Origin of the sequence: Streptomyces sp. NPDC006384 (genome assembly GCF_042870695.1) — a bacterium.
Taxonomy (GTDB): Bacteria; Actinomycetota; Actinomycetes; order Streptomycetales; family Streptomycetaceae; genus Streptomyces.
Window position 1 is genome coordinate 13413 of sequence record NZ_JBIAHR010000008.1, and the last position, 17173, is coordinate 30585.

The 17173-nt window shown below is 71.5% G+C and carries 12 protein-coding genes; 3 read left to right on the top strand and 9 right to left on the bottom strand.

Annotated features, from left to right (window positions below):
* Nucleotides 1-128: 128 nt before the first annotated feature.
* Nucleotides 129-290 (bottom strand): hypothetical protein, encoded by a 162-nt coding sequence (locus tag ACFYOJ_RS12475; protein WP_356558062.1) that lies wholly within the window; start codon nt 288-290, stop codon nt 129-131.
* Between the two features lie 180 nt (nt 291-470).
* Between ACFYOJ_RS12475 and ACFYOJ_RS12480 the strand changes: the two genes are divergently transcribed.
* Entirely contained in the window at nt 471-1601 is a 1131-nt protein-coding gene (locus ACFYOJ_RS12480; protein WP_356558086.1) for a M48 family metallopeptidase, read from the top strand.
* Between the two features lie 68 nt (nt 1602-1669).
* Here the strand turns inward: ACFYOJ_RS12480 and ACFYOJ_RS12485 are convergent, their stop codons facing one another.
* From ACFYOJ_RS12485 to proB, 5 genes are all read right to left on the bottom strand, one after another.
* Complete coding sequence (locus ACFYOJ_RS12485) at nt 1670-2740, bottom strand: hypothetical protein (protein WP_356558063.1); 1071 nt, start codon at nt 2738-2740, stop codon at nt 1670-1672.
* Nucleotides 2741-2825: 85 nt separating this feature from the next.
* A complete protein-coding gene (locus ACFYOJ_RS12490) occupies nt 2826-3395 on the bottom strand; it encodes a hypothetical protein (RefSeq protein WP_356558064.1) in 570 nt (189 codons plus the stop codon).
* 131 nt (nt 3396-3526) lie between these two features.
* Complete coding sequence (locus ACFYOJ_RS12495) at nt 3527-4864, bottom strand: glutamate-5-semialdehyde dehydrogenase (protein WP_356558065.1); 1338 nt, start codon at nt 4862-4864, stop codon at nt 3527-3529.
* A gap of 147 nt (nt 4865-5011) precedes the next feature.
* The gene (locus ACFYOJ_RS12500; RefSeq protein ID WP_356558066.1) at nt 5012-5527 is read right to left on the bottom strand and encodes a hypothetical protein; all 516 of its coding nucleotides are present in this window, start codon (nt 5525-5527) and stop codon (nt 5012-5014) included.
* A gap of 134 nt (nt 5528-5661) precedes the next feature.
* Nucleotides 5662-6786, bottom strand: a complete 1125-nt coding sequence (gene proB, locus ACFYOJ_RS12505; RefSeq protein WP_356558067.1) for a glutamate 5-kinase — start codon at nt 6784-6786, stop codon at nt 5662-5664.
* Nucleotides 6787-7144: 358 nt separating this feature from the next.
* Between proB and ACFYOJ_RS12510 the strand changes: the two genes are divergently transcribed.
* On the top strand, nt 7145-9373 hold the full coding sequence (locus ACFYOJ_RS12510) for a bifunctional glycosyltransferase family 2 protein/CDP-glycerol:glycerophosphate glycerophosphotransferase (RefSeq protein WP_356558068.1): 2229 nt from the start codon (nt 7145-7147) through the stop codon (nt 9371-9373).
* A gap of 240 nt (nt 9374-9613) precedes the next feature.
* On the top strand, nt 9614-11266 hold the full coding sequence (locus tag ACFYOJ_RS12515; RefSeq protein ID WP_356558087.1) for a VCBS repeat-containing protein: 1653 nt from the start codon (nt 9614-9616) through the stop codon (nt 11264-11266).
* Nucleotides 11267-11369: 103 nt separating this feature from the next.
* Here the strand turns inward: ACFYOJ_RS12515 and ACFYOJ_RS12520 are convergent, their stop codons facing one another.
* From ACFYOJ_RS12520 to ACFYOJ_RS12530, 3 genes are read right to left on the bottom strand one after another with little or no spacing between them, the layout of a single operon-like run.
* The gene (locus ACFYOJ_RS12520) at nt 11370-14198 is read right to left on the bottom strand and encodes a stealth conserved region 3 domain-containing protein (RefSeq protein ID WP_356558069.1); all 2829 of its coding nucleotides are present in this window, start codon (nt 14196-14198) and stop codon (nt 11370-11372) included.
* A 6-nt stretch (nt 14199-14204) separates the two neighbouring features.
* Nucleotides 14205-15194: a hypothetical protein gene (locus ACFYOJ_RS12525; RefSeq protein WP_356558070.1), complete on the bottom strand. Its 990-nt coding sequence runs from the start codon at nt 15192-15194 to the stop codon at nt 14205-14207.
* Complete coding sequence (locus tag ACFYOJ_RS12530; RefSeq protein WP_356558071.1) at nt 15191-16990, bottom strand: stealth conserved region 3 domain-containing protein; 1800 nt, start codon at nt 16988-16990, stop codon at nt 15191-15193. Before ACFYOJ_RS12530 ends, ACFYOJ_RS12525 begins: the two co-directional genes overlap by 4 nt.
* Nucleotides 16991-17173 lie beyond the last annotated feature (183 nt).

A 17173-nucleotide genomic window follows, 5' to 3' on the forward strand; every position in this document is an offset into this window, starting at 1 on the left:
GGGCGGGATAAGGACGTCGGCTCATCGTATGCGGGCGCTCCGCGGGCGATCACGCCGACTCCGCCGTTGGGGCCGCTCCCGGACCCCGTCCCTCCCCGGCGGCCGGGCCGGGGAACCTTCCGTTCGCCTCAGTCGTCCTTCCGCTTGTACCCCCGCAGCAGGAACCACGCGGTCAGCACACAGCCCAGCACCATCACGATCAGGATGACCCGGAGCAGATTGCCCGCCCCTTGCTGCTCTGCCGCTGTCGCCGCCTCGGCGAGCCAGGCGGTGCGGGGGGTGTGCTCCATGACGGTGACTCCTTCGCTGTACTGCCCGTCCACGGTATCTCCGCCTAGGCTGGGCCCGGCTCCGGGGGTCCCGAAGGACCGCAAAGGGCCGCAAGGAGCACAAGGGAAACAAGGCCCGCACAAGGGTTCGCACAGGGCGTTTCCCGTACACAGGCCACACATACGCACATGGGGGAAGACATGTCCGACGGCCACCAGCACAACGGGCACGGGAAGGTGCCGGGCAGGCAGCGCAGGCGCTTCCCGGGGATCTCCTCACGTGCGTACGAGCATCCGGCCGACCGCAGTGCCCTGGTGGCGCTGCGGAAGCTGAGCGGCTTCGACACGGTGTTCAAGGCCCTGAGCGGTCTGCTGCCCGAGCGGAGCCTGCGGCTGCTGTTCCTGTCCGACTCGGTGCGCGTCTCGGACCGGCAGTTCGCCCATCTGAACGACATGCTGCGCGACGCCTGCTACATCCTGGACCTGGAGAAGGTCCCGCCGATGTACGTCAACCAGGACCCGACGCCGAACGCGATGTGCATCGGCCTGGACGAGCCGATCATCGTCGTCACCACGGGGCTGGTCGAGCTGCTGGACGAGGAGGAGATGCGGGCGGTCGTCGGGCACGAGGTCGGGCACGCGCTGTCCGGGCACGCGGTCTACCGGACGGTCCTGCTCTTCCTGACGTCACTGGCCGTCCGGGTCGCCTGGATCCCGCTGGGCAACGTGGCGATCATGGCGATCGTGACCGCGCTGCGCGAGTGGTTCCGCAAGTCGGAGCTGTCCGCCGACCGCGCGGGGCTGCTGGTCGGCCAGGACCTGCAGGCGTCCATGCGGGGCCTGATGAAGATCGCCGGCGGCAACCACCTGCACGAGATGAACGTGGACGCGTTCCTGGAGCAGGCCGAGGAGTACGAGGCGGGCGGCGACCTGCGCGACTCGGTGCTGAAGATCCTCAACGTGCTGCCGCGCTCCCACCCCTTCACCACCGTCCGGGCCGCCGAGCTGAAGAAGTGGGCCGCCTCCCGCGATCACCAGCGGATCATGGACGGCCACTACCCGCGGCGCGAGGAGGACAAGGACACCTCGGTGCGGGACTCCTTCCGCGAGTCGGCGTCCAGTTACGCCTCGCACGTGCGCGGCTCCAAGGACCCGCTGATGAAGCTGGTCAACGACATCGCCGGCGGCGCCGGGGACCTCGGCGACCGGATGCGGCGCGGTTTCGGCGGTTTCACGTCGTCCTCGCCGCGGCCGCCGAAGGACGCCGGCGGCTCCGGGGAGCCGGGCGGTCCGGGGACGCCGGAGGACCGTCCGCCGCGCGACGGCGCCTGAGACCGCGAGGCCGTGCGGGCGCCCGGGCGTGCCCGGGACCTCCGCGAGCGGGTGCCCCGCCGCGCGGCTCACACCGCCGGCTGGGCGCTCGTCGCGAGGGTGCCGCACAGGGCCGGGGCGCCGCCGGTGCGGTACGGGTCGGTGCCCGCGGGGCCGCCCGCCTCGGCGGTCTGGCCGGCGAGCAGCGGGCGCAGGTGGTTCGCCGAGTCCTCGGGGCAGGACAGCGGACCGGCCTGCACCGAGGAGGCGACGAGCTGGGTCTGGTGCAGGCGCAGGTCGTCCCGGTCGAAGCGGAAGCGCAGTTCGCGCCGGACGGTGAACAGCGACACCTCGGCCTGCCGGTCACCGGCGGGCCGCAGCGGATAGACCATGGTGTGGTCGGCGGTGACCTCGAGGGTGGACGCGTCGCTCTCCGCCACCGTCAGGCTGCCCCGCACCCTGATCCCGTCGCCGGTCAGCGCGGCCCGTGAGGGGTCGAAGCGCACCAGCCACCCGGTGGGCGTGTGCCGTCCGTCGGCGGCGGGACGGGCGAAGCTCGCGTCGAACTGGTCGAGCTGGTCCGCGTCGAGCAGCACCCGTACCGAGCGGACCTCGCCGCCGCTGACGACCGCCGGGTCGAGGGCCGAGCGGACGATGTAGTCCCTGGCGGTGGTCAGCGCGCTCGTCACCTGGTCGTCCGAGAAGTGCGCGGTGCTCCGCGCGCCCGGCAGCGGGACGCCCTTCGCCCCGGTCGCGTAGTGCGCGGCGGGGCTGCGCGCGTACAGGTACGCCGCGTCGTCGGCGCCGGGGACCTCGCCGCGCGGGGCCAGCGGGACGACGGTCAGCCGCGCCTGCTCGGTCTGCTGCCGGGCGGCGGGGCTCTGGTACGGGTGCCGTACGCCCATGTAGACCGCGGTGCCGAAGGCGAGGGTGATCAGCACGAAGAGGAGCAGCACCTGCCCGGACAGGCCCCGGCGGCGCAGCGGCGTGCGGCGCCGCACGGCGGGCGCGTGGTCGGCCATGCGCTCCTGGGCGGAGAGCTCCTGGAGGCGGGCAGCGCGCACGAACGACTCGTCGAAGACGACGGATCGGTACTCGTCCTCTCCGCCTCCGGGAACGCCGTCGGGCGTCCCTCCGGGCGGGTCGCCACGCCCTGCCATACCTTCAGGGTAGGTCCGGCAGGGGTCTCGTAAACGCCGTCGCACAGGCCAGGTCGGGACAGCTTCGGCGGGCCGGAGCGGCAGGTCAGGGGCTGCGCGGGATCACCGGGACGGGTGGCTGGGAGTAGTCGGCGGAGGCCGAGGGGGCCGCCCCGCCTCCCGGCTCGGGGCCGATGGAGGCGGGCGGCGGCACCTGCTGCGGGCCGGACCCCGAGGAGGCGCCCCGGTAGACCGCCGCGAAGGCCAGCGCGACCATGCCGACGCCCATCACCAGGGCGAGCATCCAGGCGACCGGCCGGTGCCAGCGGACCTGCCTGCCGTGGGCCGGCGGTGCGCCGTAGGGGCGGTCGAGGAGGTCCCGGTCGTCGTCCGGGTCGTCGAGGTCGGGATCATGGCCGAAATCGCCGTACCCGTCGTCGTAGCGCTCGGCACGGGAGCGGCCTCGGCGGGCCGCCTCGGCCTCGGTGGCCTCGGCCCTGGCCTGGGCGGCGGCCAGGAGGCGTTCGACGGCGGTCGGCTCGTGCACCGCGGCCGCCCGTACGAAGGCCTCGTCGAGGACCACGGAGGCGAACTCTTCGTCCGACACCCCGCGGTCGTGATCGTCGTCGGGCTCCCAGCCGTCAGGGAACGGCCTACCCCCCACGTCCTCCGGCACGGGACCAGAGTAGACCTGGGGGGTCGATTTGGGCAGACCGCGGGGAAATTCATCCGGTGGGTGAGATGCCCTGTTCGGATCAGTGGCGCCCGGCGGGGCGCGTGCCGGTCACCCGCGCCCCGGGGGGCTTCTCAGCGTCGTACGTGCCCGTCGCCGGTGACGATGTACTTGGTGCTGGTCAGCTCCGGCAGGCCCATCGGGCCCCGGGCGTGCAGCTTCTGGGTGGAGATGCCGATCTCGGCGCCGAAGCCGAACTGGCCGCCGTCGGTGAAGCGGGTGGAGGCGTTCACGGCGACGGTGGTGGAGTCGACCAGCTGGGTGAAACGGCGGGCGGCCTGCTGCGAGGTCGTCACGATGGCCTCGGTGTGGCCGGAGGTCCACAGCCGGATGTGCTCGACGGCCTTGTCGAGGGAGTCGACGACCGCGGCGGCGATGTCGTACGACAGGTACTCCGTCTCCCAGTCCTCCGGGGTGGCCTCGACGGCGTTCACCTTCGAGTCCTCGGCGTAGGCCATGACGCGCTCGTCGGCGTGGACGGTGACGCCGGCCTCGGCGAGGGCGTCCAGGGCGCGGGGCAGGAACTCGGCGGCGATGTCCTGGTGGACCAGGAGGGTCTCGGCGGCGTTGCAGACGCCGACGCGCTGGGCCTTGGAGTTGACGAGGATGTCGACGGCCGTGTCGAGGTCGGCCTGCGCGTCGACGTAGACGTGGCAGTTGCCGGTGCCGGTCTCGATGACGGGGACGGTGGACTCCTGGACGACCGTGTTGATCAGGGAGGCGCCGCCGCGCGGGATGAGCACGTCGACCAGGCCGCGGGCGCGCATCAGCTCACGCACGCTGTCGCGGCTCTCGCCGGGCACGAGCTGGACGGCGTCGGCGGGCAGTACGCCTCTGCCCGCCCGTCGCCCACCGCCACCCTTGCCGGAGTCGCTGTGCGACGCCCCGCTGATGGCGTCGCGGATCACCTGGACGAGGGCGGTGTTCGACCGGTAGGCGGAGGAGGAGCCGCGCAGCAGGACGGCGTTTCCGGACTTCAGGCACAGGGCGGCGGCGTCGACGGTGACGTTGGGACGGCCCTCATAGATGATGCCGACCACACCGAGGGGGACGCGGACCTGGCGCAGGTCGATGCCGTTGGGGAGGGTGGAGCCGCGCACGACCTCGCCGACCGGGTCGGGCAGCGCGACGACGTCACGCACGTCGGAGGCGATGGCGCGGATGCGTTCCGGGGTCAGGGTCAGCCGGTCGATCATGGCCTCGGAGGTCCCCGTGGCGCGGGCCTTGGCCACGTCCTGGGCGTTGGCCTCGACGATCTCGCTCGTGCGAGCCTCCAGCGCGTCGGCGACGGCGAGCAGCGCGTCGTCCTTCGTGGCCCGCGGCAGCGGCGCGAGGTCGGCCGCGGCGGCCTTGGCCCGGTAGGCGGCCCGGGTGACCGGGGACATCGAGTCGTAGGGCGAGAGCGTGGTCATGGGGGAAGCGTAGTGGGCGGGACGGGGCTGCTCCCGGGGCGTCCCACAGCGCGAGACTCGCTTTTGCGCCCGAGCCGGCGCCGCTCTCGCGGACCTGGTTGCTCGCCGTGGGGGTTGCGCAATCGACGGTCGCGGTTCGCGGTGGCCTCAGAACGGATGCACCCCTACCGGAGTGGCAGGCGCCGGGCCGTAGCCCGCGGCGATGCGCTGGTGGTAGGTCGCCCGGTCGATGACCTCCAGGCCGACGATCTCCCAGGGCGGCAGTCCCGCGGTCTGCCGGTGCTCGCCCCACAGGCGCAGGGCGACGGCGGCGGCGTCGTGCAGGTCGCGGGCCTCCTCCCAGTACCGGATCTCGGCGTGGTCGTCGGCGTACCGGCTGGTCAGCAGGAAGGGGTGGTCGTGGGCGAGCTGCTCAAGGGCGCGGCGCACCTCGGGGAGGGGGGCGCGGGCGCCGGAGACGCTGAGGGTGACGTGCCACAGGCGCGGGGTGTGCGCCGGTTCCTCGCCGTGGAACCGGTCGCCGGCCGCGACGCTCGTCAGGGCGCGTTCCTCGCCGCCGGCGCGGGCCGCCCCGCCGCTCCGGGCGGCGCGCGGTCCGGTACCGCCCCGGGGGGAGCCGGTACCACCGCGGGACGCCGGCGTCCCAGGGCGCACTCCGCTCACGACGGCCTCCTTCGCACACGGCTGGGCCCGGTGGTCGGCCGGGCTCGTCCCTGAAGGAAAGTTGAGCAGGCCGCGGGAGATCCCGTGGCGGTTTTGCGGAACGTCCACCGCCGATTCGAGGACGTTTCGGCCCATTACGGGTGCAGGATCACCAGATCGTCCCTGTGTACGATCTCGCGTTCGTACGCCGGACCGAGTTCGCGGGCCAGCTCCCGGGTGGAGCGGCCGATCAGCCGGGGGATCTCCTTGGCGTCGAAGCCGACGAGGCCCCGGGCCACCGCGTGCCCCGCGCCGTCCCTCAGCTCCACGGGGTCGCCCGCGGCGAAGTCGCCCTCGACGCCCGCGATCCCGGCCGGCAGCAGTGACTTGCGGCCCTCGACGACCGCGCGCACCGCCCCGTCGTCGAGGACGAGCGCGCCGCGCGGGGCGGAGGCGTGCTGCAGCCACAGCAGGCGGTCGGTGGAGCGCTTGCCGGTGGCGTGGAAGTAGGTGCCGGTGTCCTTGCCGGCCAGGGCGTCGGCGGCGTGGACCGCGCTGGTCAGCACCACGGGGATGCCGGCGGCTGCGGCGATCCGGGCCGCCTCGACCTTGGTGACCATGCCGCCGGTGCCGACGCCTGCCTTGCCGGCGCTGCCGATCTCGACGTGCGCGAGGTCGGCGGGGCCGCGCACCTCGGCTATCCGCGAGGTGCCGGGCCTGCTCGGGTCGCCGTCGTAGACGCCGTCGACGTCGGACAGCAGCACCAGCAGGTCGGCGCGGACCAGGTGGGCGACGAGGGCGGCGAGCCGGTCGTTGTCGCCGAAGCGGATCTCGTCGGTGGCGACGGTGTCGTTCTCGTTGACGACGGGGAAGGCGCCCATCGCGAGGAGCTTGTCGAGGGTGCGGGAGGCGTTGCGGTGCTGGGAGCGGCGGCTCATGTCGTCGGACGTCAGCAGCACCTGGCCGACGCGGACGCCGTAGCGGGCGAAGGAGGCGGTGTAGCGGGCGACCAGCAGGCCCTGGCCGACGCTGGCGGCGGCCTGCTGCCGGGCCAGGTCCCTCGGACGGCGGCGCAGGCCGAGGGGGGCGAGGCCGGCGGCGATGGCGCCGGAGGAGACGAGGACGATCTCCTTGTCGGTGCCCCGTGCCTTGGCGAGGACGTCGACCAGCGCGTCGACGCGGTCGGCGTCCAGGCCGCCCGCCGCGGTGGTCAGCGACGAGGAACCGACCTTGACGACGATCCTGCGGGCCTCGCCCACGGCTTGCCTTGCCCCTGCCACTGTGCCGCCTGCCCTCTCGCGTCGACGCGCGCCGGTGTCTGCGCTCGTCAGGCAATCTACGTGAACGCCGCCGTTCGCCGCGGAGCGCGTCCAGGCTGCGGACAGGGCACCCGGCCGCCGGGCCGCCGTCCCCGGCGGCACGCGTGAGAAGCCTTCCGCGCCCTGTGCTCCGCGCTGCCCTGTGTTCCGCGTATCGCGGTTCCGTCTATCGCGTACGGGGAAAGTCCGCGAAAAGCAATCCGGACATACGGGCCGGGAAACCGACATCATGAACATTGCTCTCGGCGGCAGGACACAGACCGTCCGGCTGCCGCGCCCGCAGGCCCACGGCCGGCTCCCCCGGAACAGGTAGCAGAGAATGCCCACTTTCTCCGTCATCGTGCCCGTGTACAAAGTGCAGTGCTACCTGTCCGAGTGTCTGGACTCCGTACTCGGACAGGACTACGCGGATTTCGAGATCATCGCGGTCGACGACTGCTCACCGGACGCCTCCGGAGCGATTCTCGACGAATACGCGGGCCGTGATGCGCGCGTGCGCGTGATTCACCTCGCGGTGAACGCGGGGCTGGGGAACGCGCGCAACGCCGGACTGGAAAGGGCGCAGGGCGACTACGTGCTGTTCCTGGACAGTGACGACACCCTGACCGGCGGTGCGCTGGCGGCGATGGCCGCCCGGATCGACGCCACCGGCGGCCCCGACATCCTCGTCTACGACTACGCCCGCACCTACTGGGACGGCGGTGTCAGGCGCAACCAGCGGGCGGACCTGCTCGCGTACGACGGCTCGGACGTCTTCTCCCTGGCCGAGCACCCGCACCTGCTCGACCTGCTGCAGATCGTCTGGAACAAGGCCTACCGGCGTGGGTTCGTCGCCGCGGCCGGGCTCGTCTTCCCGCCGGGGTACTACGAGGACGCCCCCTGGACGTTCTGCTCCCTGATCACCGCCGAGCGGATCGCCCTGCTGGACCGTGTCTGCGTCCACTACCGGCAGCGCCGGGAGGGCGGCAACATCCTCAGGACGGTCAGCCGCAAGCACTTCGACATCTTCGACCAGTACCGGCGCGTGTTCGCCTTTCTCGACGCGCACCAGGAACTCGGCCAGTGGCGTGCGCCGTTGTTCCGGAAGATGATCGACCATTATCTGATCGTGCTGGAGCACCCCGACCGGCTGCCGCGGAATGCGCGTGCGGAGTTCTTCCGGCGGGCGGCGGCCGACTACCGTGCCCGGCTGCCGAGGGGCTTCTCCCGTCCGCCCGGAAACCATGGCCGCAAGTACCTGATGCTGGAGCGCGGGGCGTACACGGCGATGGTGGGCGCCGGGCATGCGGCGAAAGCGGGAGAGCAGGTCGGAAAACACGCCCGGTCGGCCGTGAACCGGTCCAGGCGGGAGGCGATGGGCTTGTTCTACCGTGCCCGGCTGAGCATGCCGCTGGACGAGAATCTGGCCGTTTTCTCGGCGTACTGGAACCGCGGCGTGTCCTGCAATCCCGCGGCCGTCGACGCCGAACTGGCCCGTCTCGCGCCGCACATCCGCCGTGTGTGGGTGATCCGTCCCGACGCGGTGTCCGAGGTGCCCGCGGGCGTGGACCACGTGCGTGCCGGTTCGCGGGAGTACTGGGCCGTCGTGGCACGCGCCAGGTACCTGGTGAACAACGTGAACTTCGCGGACGCCGTGGTGAAGCGGAAGGGCCAGATCCACGTGCAGACCCATCACGGGACTCCGCTGAAGACCATGGGCCTGGACCAGCGGAAGTACCCGGCGTCCACGCACATGGACTTCGCCCGGCTCCTCAGGCGCTGCGACCGCTGGGACTACAGCATCAGTTCCAACCGGCACTCGACCCTGGTGTGGGAGCGGGCCTATCCGTGCTTCTACACGACGCTGGAGACCGGCTACCCGCGCAACGACGTCCTCGCCCGCGCCGGTGCCGAGGACGTGCGCCGGGCGCGTACGGCTCTGGGCCTGGCCGACGGCACGAAGGCGTTCCTGTACATGCCGACCCACCGTGAGTACCAGCCGGACTTCCGGCCTCCCGTGGACCTGGCCCGGTTCGCCCGGGAACTCGGCCCCGGCACGGCCCTGCTGGTGCGCGGCCACTACTTCTACGGCGGTTCCCCGCACGTCGACGGGCTCCGCCGTACGGGCCGGATCGTCGACGTGACCGCGCATCCCCGGGTCGAGGAGCTGTACCTCGCCGCGGACGCGCTCGTCACGGACTACTCCTCCGCGATGTTCGACTACGCCGTGCTGGACCGTCCGGTCATCAGCTACGTCCCCGACCGGGAGGTCTACTCCGCCGTCCGCGGCACCTACTTCGACCTGACCGAGGAGCCGCCCGGAGCGGTGGCCACCACACAGGAGGAACTGCTGACGCTGCTCGCCTCGGGCGCCTACGACAGCGCGGAGACGGCCGGGCGCCGGGACGCCTTCCGCCGGCGCTTCTGCGCGTTCGACGACGGGCGCGCGGCCGAGCGCGTCGTACGGCGCGTCTTCCTCGGGGAGCGGACGCCGCTGCCCTTCGTGCCGTTCGACGAGCGCCGCCCGGTGCCGACTCCCGCCCAGGCCGCCGCGGGAGGGGAGGTCTGACGCCGGCGGACCTCCGGAACCGGCCGACGCGCGACCGTGTCCGACTGGTGTGCGAAATCCAGGCCTCAACTGTCACAGGTGTCACATACAATCCGGTGATCATCGGCGACGGTCGCATTTCCTTCACCGCGCCGATTCTTCGACTTCACCTGTGGGGGGCCTTTGTCCATTTCACGTACCGTCAAGAGAACGCGGCGTTCCCGTCTGCTCGGCTGCACCGCTCTCGCGGTGGCCGCGGGCATGCTGCTGAGCACGCCGGCCGCCGCCGCCGACAAGCCGTCGCCGGCCGTCGACGTGACGGTTCCCAAGTCCGAACTGCCACGGCTGGACCGTGCCACGCCGAAGGCGAAGCAGGCACCGCGGGCGCTCGCCGCCGCGGCCCCCGCGCCCCGCTTCGACGTGGACGCCGACGGCTTCTCCGACACGCTGGTGCGGCTGCAGGACGGCGCCACCTACGTCTGGCACAGCACGACGGGCGAGTTCACCCCGTACACCATCGACACGGGCGACTACGAGGAGAAGCAGAAGGACATCCTCACGCCCGGCGACCTCGACGGCACCGGAGGACCGGAGGTCCTCACGCTGTCGTCGACGGGCACCCTCTCCCTGTTCCAGAGCTGGGGCGCGGACAGCACGGGCTACGCCACCTGGAGCGGCACGGGCTGGCAGATCTACAGCAAGGTCGTCACGCCCGGGGACGTGACCGGGGACGGCAGGCCCGACCTGCTCGCGCGGACCTACGCCGGAACCCTGTACCTGTACGCGGGCACGGGCAACGCCGACTCCCCGTTCCTCGGACGGGTCGAGGTCGGCAGCGGGTGGAACATGTTCGACCAGCTGGTCGGCATGGGGGACATGAACGGCGACGGACTCGGTGACGTCGTCGGCCGCACCCCGCTCGGTGACCTGTACTTCTACGCCGGCACGGGCAACGCCGACGCCCCGCTCGCCACCCGCGACCACATCGGCCAGGGCTGGACCGGCTACAACCAGATCATCGCCGCCGACGACTGGAACGGCGACGGACTCGGCGACCTGCTGGGCCGCACCGTCTCCGGCGACCTGTACTACTACCAGGCCGACGGCACCGGCAACTTCGAGACCAAGCAGCAGACCGGCACCGGTTTCGAGGCCGTCGAGCTCTTCGCCGGCAGCGGGGCCTACCCGCACTTCGGCAAGGCCTCGCTGCTCGGTCTGGACACGAACGGCACGCTGTACTGGTACGGCGTGCAGAACAACGGCCAGCTGACCTCGCGCATCCAGGCCAGCGACCCGGGCGGCTGGGACGGCGCCCGCATCGGGTACGCGTCCTCGCTCGACAACGACGGGCACGCGGACCTTCTGGAGCTGTACGACGGCGTGCTCTACAACTACGCCAGTACGGCCGACGGCTCCCTGGCCACCGGCTGGGGCGCGTACGACCTCTTCCTCGGCCCGGGCGACCTCAACGACGACGGCAAGGGCGACCTGCTCGCCCGGGACACGTCCGGCAACCTGTTCCTCTTCCGCGGCAAGGGCGACGGCGCCTCCCTGTCCGCACCGCTCAAGGTGGGCGGGGGCTGGAACGCCTACAACAAGCTGGTGGGCGCCGGTGACTTCACCGCGGACGGCCGTACCGACATCGTCGCGCGGACCCCGGACGGCCAGCTGTACCTCTACCGCGGGACCGGCGTCAGCACCTCGCCGTTCGCCGGCAAGGTCGCCCTGGGACCCGGCTGGCAGCAGTACAACAAGCTGGCCTCGCCCGGCGACATCGACGGTGACGGCCGCGCCGACCTGCTCGCGGCGAACTCCGCGGGCGAGCTGTTCCGCTACACCTCCTACACCGACGGGCGGTTCAAGGCCCGGGTGAAGCTGGGCACCGGCTGGAACACCTACCGGGACCTCTACTGATGTAGGGGGAAGACCCACCTGTGAGAAAGGGGGGCTGCCGACACGGTCCGTGTCGGCAGCCCCCTTTCTCCGTCGCCGTGGCCGCCGCGAGCGGTGCGCCGCGTCAGCGCTCGTAGGGGCTCTTCACCGGGAAGTAGGCCCGCAGGAACGCGTCGACGATGCGGGCCTGCTCCTGCTCCGGCACCTCCGCGTCACGGGACTCGCCGAGGCAGAACACGTCGTGGCCGCGGATCGCCAGCAGCCGCGTCAGCTCCGGGTGGCGGCTGTAGCTGCCCACGTCGATGTACGCGCAGCGGATGCTGCTCGGCACCGCGGCTCCGGTGAGGTAGCCGTAGTGGTGGTGGAGCGAGGACACCATGGAGATGTCCTGCCAGCCGCGCAGCGGGTTGGCGGCCGTGCGGGCCACGCTCTCGGGGAAGTCCGCCTCGATGCTCTCCAGCACGCTCTTGCGCAGCGGATGCGGCGCGTGCACGAAGCTGTTCGCCACCGTCACCCCGAACTTCTCCTCCAACAGGGCCCGGTTGTTCTTGGCCGCGGCGAAGTAGCCCTCGTCCTCCTCGGTCGGCTCACCGATCGGCACCGTCGTCGGCGACCAGAAGAACCGGCTCGTCCCGTTCGGCAGGAAGAACCGCTGCGGGCCGAGGGGCCGGCCGATGAACACGTCGTCGTTCAGGTAGAGGAACTGCTCGGACAGGCCCTCGATGTGGTGGAGCTGGCTCTCGATGGCGTGGGAGTTGAACGTGGGCAGGCAGTCGGGGTCGGAGAAGATCTCCCGGTGCGAGACGACCTGGATGTCCGGGTGCTCGGTGTCGAGCCACTCGGGGGTCTGGTCGTCGGTGACGAGGTAGACCTTGCGCACCCAGGGAGCGAACATCGCGAGCGAGCGCAGGGAGTAGCGCAGCTCGTCGCGGTTGCGGAACCGGGCGGCCTCGTCGCCGGAGGCCTCCGGTGCCAGCCCGAGCCCGGCGCGGCGCGCGGCCCGGCGTTCCTGCCAGCGCGGGTCGGAGTCGTCGACCCAGGTGTAGACGGCGTCCACGGGGAAGGTGATGTCGCTGACCAGCCTCTTGGTCAGCGGTTCGAGCGTGGGGTACTCGCGGTCCCGGACGCGTATCCGGGCGTCGGCGGTCAGCGACGGCAGCTTGGGGCCGACGGCGCTCGGCCTGAGCGGCGCGACGAACTGGCCGTCCCCGCCCTCCTCTTCCGGCACCTGACGCCAGAACTCGATGTCGCAGCCGTACGCGGGGCCGAAGCGCAGGGTGCGGCTGGAGCTCACCACGGGACGGAAGACCCGCAGGCCGGCCACCTCACCCGCCGCTTCGAGCCGCTCGGCGAGCAGCACACCCGGAGCGTGTGTACGGGGCTTGAGGAGCTCCGCGTAGACCGCCTTGCCCTCGTACTGGTCGGCGAGTGCCTTGCGGACCCGCGCCGAGTCCGCCGCGTCGACGGCCAGCCGCTGCCGGGGGTTGTCGTCGCGGTCGCGCAACAGCACGTACGGGATGCCGTGCGCCTCGAGTGCGGTGACGACCGTCTCGAAGTTCCGCTGGATGATCTCCGAGCCCTGCAGGTCGTCACGGACCTCGGAGAGCCGGCCGGCGGCCCGGACCAGGGAGCGGTCGGACGCGCCGATGACCACTTCCCGGGCACGCTGGTCGCCCGAGGAGGGGGCCGTGCGGTCCGCGGCGACGGCGGCGTGGAAACGGCCCGCCCCGCCGTGGGCCACCCGGTAGGCGATGCGGTCGGCACGCTCGGCCATCCGCCGCGGGTCGTCCCGCCGGGAGACCAGCTCGGTGAACAGCTCCTCCCACTGCTTGACGATCGCCTCGGCGGCGAACCGCGCCGACCCCTCGTAGGCCTTCTCGCCGAAGGAGCGCAGCAGCTCCTCGTCGCCCATGAGGCGCGAGATCGCCTCGGCCAGGGAGTCGATGTCGTTGGGCGGCACGAGCAGCCCGTCCACGCCGTGCCGGATGATCTCCGCGGGACCGGTGACGATGTCGTACGCCACCGCCGGGACACCGGCCGCGAACGCCTCCAGCAGCACCAGCGGGAAGGCCTCGCCGTCCTGCGACGGGAGAATGGTCAGGCTGGCCCTGGCCCACTCCTCGGTCATGTGCTGGCTCGGGCCGAGCAGCTCCACGGAGTCGTGCAGGCCCAGGCCCTGGATGAGATTGCGCAGGCGGGACATCTGCGGGCCGTCGCCGAAGATGCGCAGCCGCCACCCGGGGTGGTCGGGCAGTGCCTTGGCGAACGCGTGGATGGCGTGGTCGACCTGCTTGTCGGGCACGAGCCGGCGCGGCATCACGATCGTCTTGCCGGTCAGGCTGGACCGCGGACGGAAGCCCTCGGGGATCGCGTTCGGAATGGCGGCGAGGCGCGGGGCGGCCTTGCCGAGGGACTCCTCCATCCACTGCTTGGTCCGCTCGGTGAGCACGACCACCGCGTCGATGGCGGGTGCCCGCAGCAGCAGCGGTTCGCCCGTGCCGCCGCGCAGCTGCGACGGCCGGTGCTCCTGCTGGATGGTGATCACCCGGGAGGGCACCAGGTCGGCGGCGGCCGACATCAGCGCGGGCGAGGTGGTGATGAGCACGTCGGTGTCGAGAGTGCGCAGCGCGCGCTGCATCTCGGCGTCGGAGAGCGCGTCGAAGGTGGCCTCCCACACCGGGCTGATCAGCTCGCTCGGCAGTCCGGCGAGGTGCCGGCACTCCTCGGCGGTGAGGCTGCTCTCCCGCACCGGACGCTCGGTCTTGCCGGTGCGGTCCACCAGGTACCGCACCGGCACCCGCTCGTCGACGGAGAAGAACGGCTCCGCACGCGTCTTGAAGACGCTGAGCACCTCGACGTCGTGCCGGGGAGCCAGATGGGTCGCCTGGGTGTAGACGGCCTGCTCCGTGCCGCCCATCTCGTCACCCCAGGTGAGGAGAAAGGTGATCTTCATCTGTTATCAACTTCCAGAAGGGATAAGCGCAGCACGGAACGCCAGGCTGCCGATGGGCGTGTAGTAGGGGTTGATCCGCAGGGCCGTGCCGTCGTCCGAGGTCAGCAGCCGGTGCGGCATCCGGAAGACGTCTCCGGGGCTGCGCACGTCGGTCCGCCGCCTGGACAGCTTCAGCGACCTGCCGCGCGGCCTCTGCAGGCGCACGTCCCAGATCTGCTCCTTGGTGCTCAGCGCGCCGAAGTCGGCGATCTGCACGCCGCAGGTGAAGGCGTTCCCCTCCCACACGGCGGGCACGGTCCGGCTGACCTTGCCGTTCCTGCGGATCAGTTCCACGTTCCCGTTGCACGCCTCCGCGGGCGCGTTGACGAGCCGGCCGCGCAGCGTGATCTCCGTCCAGCCGACGTGGACGGACACGACCTCGGCGTCGGCGCCGTCCCTCCCCAGGGAGACGTACGCACGGCCGGTGCTCGACGCGATGACGCGGCAGTAGGTGCCGTCGTCCCGCAGGGATTCGGGGAGCGTGGGACCGTCGGGCATCAGCTTCGGGGCCACGGCCAGCGCGTAACGGCTCTCGCGGCCCCGGATGTCGGTGAAGACCACGGACATCCGCCACTGGCCGGCCTCCAGCAGATACCTGCGGATTCCTCCGGGCATCGGCGGGCCGGCGGAGGTGTCACCCTCCAGCAGGTCGATGACGGTGGTGCCCTGTGCCTCGACGCGCCCGTCGCTGCGCTGTGCCAGGGACAGCGGGACGACGACCGGCGAGGAGCCCTGGCCCAGGACCAGCGACGCGGACGCGGCGGTGACGTCGTCGGGCACGGCGACACAGATGTTGAGTGTTCTGCCGTCCAGCACGGACAGGTGTTCCGCGGTGACGCGCGGCCAGTCGTCGGGGCTCGGCGGGACGAGGACCAGGCTGTCCAGTCGCGACCGTGCCGAACGCACCACGGCGTAGCCCTTGCGCATGACCTGGTGGGGGGTGGGAAGTTGTCTCATCGGTTGTCTGCACCGCGCTCGTAGGGGCTCGGAAAGGGGAAGTACTCGTCCAGGAAGCGGGTCATCACGTTCTGCTGCTGGGCGAGTTCGGCCGCCGTGGACGTCGTGTCGTTCAGGCAGAAGACATGAGCCTCACGCTCGGCGAGCAGCCTGCCCAGCATCCGCTCGGCGCCGGGCCTGCCGACGTCGAGGTAGCGGTAGACAAGCCCCTCGCCGGGGAAGGAACGGCCGGTGTGGAACGCGTAGTAGTGGTGCAGTGACGAGGTGACCGAGATGTCACCGACGCTACGGAAGCGGCTTGCCGCGGTACGCCGGTGCTCGTCGGCGAACTCGGTCTCGATCGCGTTCAGCACACTGCGGTGCAGGGCGTGCGGCACGTGCTTCATCTTCTGGAAGATGGTGCCGCCGAAGCGCTCGGCGATCAGCCGGCGGTTGTTCTTCCCGGCGGCCGCGACCGGCGGGTCGTCGTCGCTCGGGTCGCCGAACGGGATGAGCGCGGGAGAGAGGTAGAACTGGCCGAGGCCGTTGGGCAGGAAGAAGTGCTGGGGCAGCACCTCCCGGCCGAGCATCACGTCGTCGTTGAAGTAGAGGAAGTGCTCCGAGAGGCCGTCGATGTGGTGCAGCTGGCTCTCTATCGCATGCGAGTTGAAGGTCGGCAGGAACGCGGGGTCGCTGAATATCTCCTTGTGGCTGACGACCTTCAGCCGCGGGTGGTCCGTGTTCAGCCACTCGGGAGTCTGGTCGGCGGTCACCAGGTAGATGTTGCGGACCCACGGCGCGTACAGGTTCAGGGAGCGCAGGGAGTAGCGCAGTTCGTCCCTGCTCAGGTACCGCGCCGCGTTGGCCGCTTCCTCGTGGTACGGCCGGTCGGAGAACTCCGCCCGTGAACGCACCCAGTCGGGGTCGGAGCCGTCGACCCAGGTGTACACCACGTCGATCGGGAAAGTGCGGCGCCCGACCCTTCCGGCGGCGAACGCGGGGCGGGTCCGCACGCGCACCGGGGCGGCGGCGGGCTCGGAGCCGTCCTGGTCGTCCGGGTCCTCGGGACTCTCCGGCGCCGGCAGCGGGGCCAGATCGGTGAAGAGGGACTCGTCCGCCTCCGTCGGTTCCTCGTCGGCCGGGACGGCCTCGGCGACCGGGTTGCGCCGGGGGGAGAGCAGCTCGGCGCCCTCCTGCTTCCAGAACTCTACGTCGCAGCCGTACCGCAGGCCGAACACCAGGCGGCCGGTCTCGTCGGTGCGGTACCAGGTACAGCGGATGACCGCGGAGCCGGACACCCGCTTCCACGGGCCGGCTCCGTAGGCGGGCAGGGCGGCCTCGTCGAGAGGCTCGCCCGTGCGTATGTGCGCCACGTACCCGGGCCTGGCCCGGCACGCCTGTCGCAGTGCGCCGATCACGCGTTCCCGGTCGTCCTCGCGGACCGCCACCGCCGCGGCGGTGTCCGAGCCGGAACGCACGCAGAAGTAGTCGACGCCGGCGTCCCGCAGCGCCGCGGTCACGTCGTCGAGGTTGGCCCGCCGCGCCTCCAGCGGAGTGATCCCCGGCATCACGTGGGCGATGCGCGGGGACTTGCCCACGCTGACGACCCGCCGGTCGTGGCGGGCCAGCAGTTCCCGGTGGCTGCGGGCGACCCGCACCCGCTTGATCTGGGCCCGCGCCGCCGCTGCGGCGGCGATGCCTTCCTTGACCTGCTGTCGGAAGCCGCTGTCCACATGCTCGGCGATCACTCGTCGCGCACCCACCGGGACTACGCGACGGTAGACACCGACCAACCGGGGTGCTTCAGGATTTCGCACTGCGGGAGCTCCTCCGACGGGAACGGCCTCGAGACCGGCACGCTCCCCTTGATGACGACTCGGGCGGACTACAGACAGGCCAAGTATGCAACGTGTTCATCTGCCGTCCGCCTTCGCGCTCCACCCTAACAACCGTCAAACCTGTGATATAGGAGACAGAAACCAGGGGTGACGGTTCCCTCA

Bases quoted from the DNA above. Each gene is read 5' to 3' on its own strand.
- ACFYOJ_RS12525 (WP_356558070.1), bottom strand. From the start codon at position 15,194: ATGAGACAACTTCCCACCCCCCACCAGGTCATGCGCAAGGGCTACGCC.
- ACFYOJ_RS12520 (WP_356558069.1), bottom strand. From the start codon at position 14,198: ATGAAGATCACCTTTCTCCTCACCTGGGGTGACGAGATGGGCGGCACG.
- ACFYOJ_RS12510 (WP_356558068.1), top strand. From the start codon at position 7,145: ATGCCCACTTTCTCCGTCATCGTGCCCGTGTACAAAGTGCAGTGCTAC.
- ACFYOJ_RS12475 (WP_356558062.1), bottom strand. From the start codon at position 290: ATGGAGCACACCCCCCGCACCGCCTGGCTCGCCGAGGCGGCGACAGCG.
- ACFYOJ_RS12495 (WP_356558065.1), bottom strand. From the start codon at position 4,864: ATGACCACGCTCTCGCCCTACGACTCGATGTCCCCGGTCACCCGGGCC.
- ACFYOJ_RS12485 (WP_356558063.1), bottom strand. From the start codon at position 2,740: ATGGCAGGGCGTGGCGACCCGCCCGGAGGGACGCCCGACGGCGTTCCC.
- ACFYOJ_RS12515 (WP_356558087.1), top strand. From the start codon at position 9,614: ATGCTGCTGAGCACGCCGGCCGCCGCCGCCGACAAGCCGTCGCCGGCC.
- ACFYOJ_RS12480 (WP_356558086.1), top strand. From the start codon at position 471: ATGTCCGACGGCCACCAGCACAACGGGCACGGGAAGGTGCCGGGCAGG.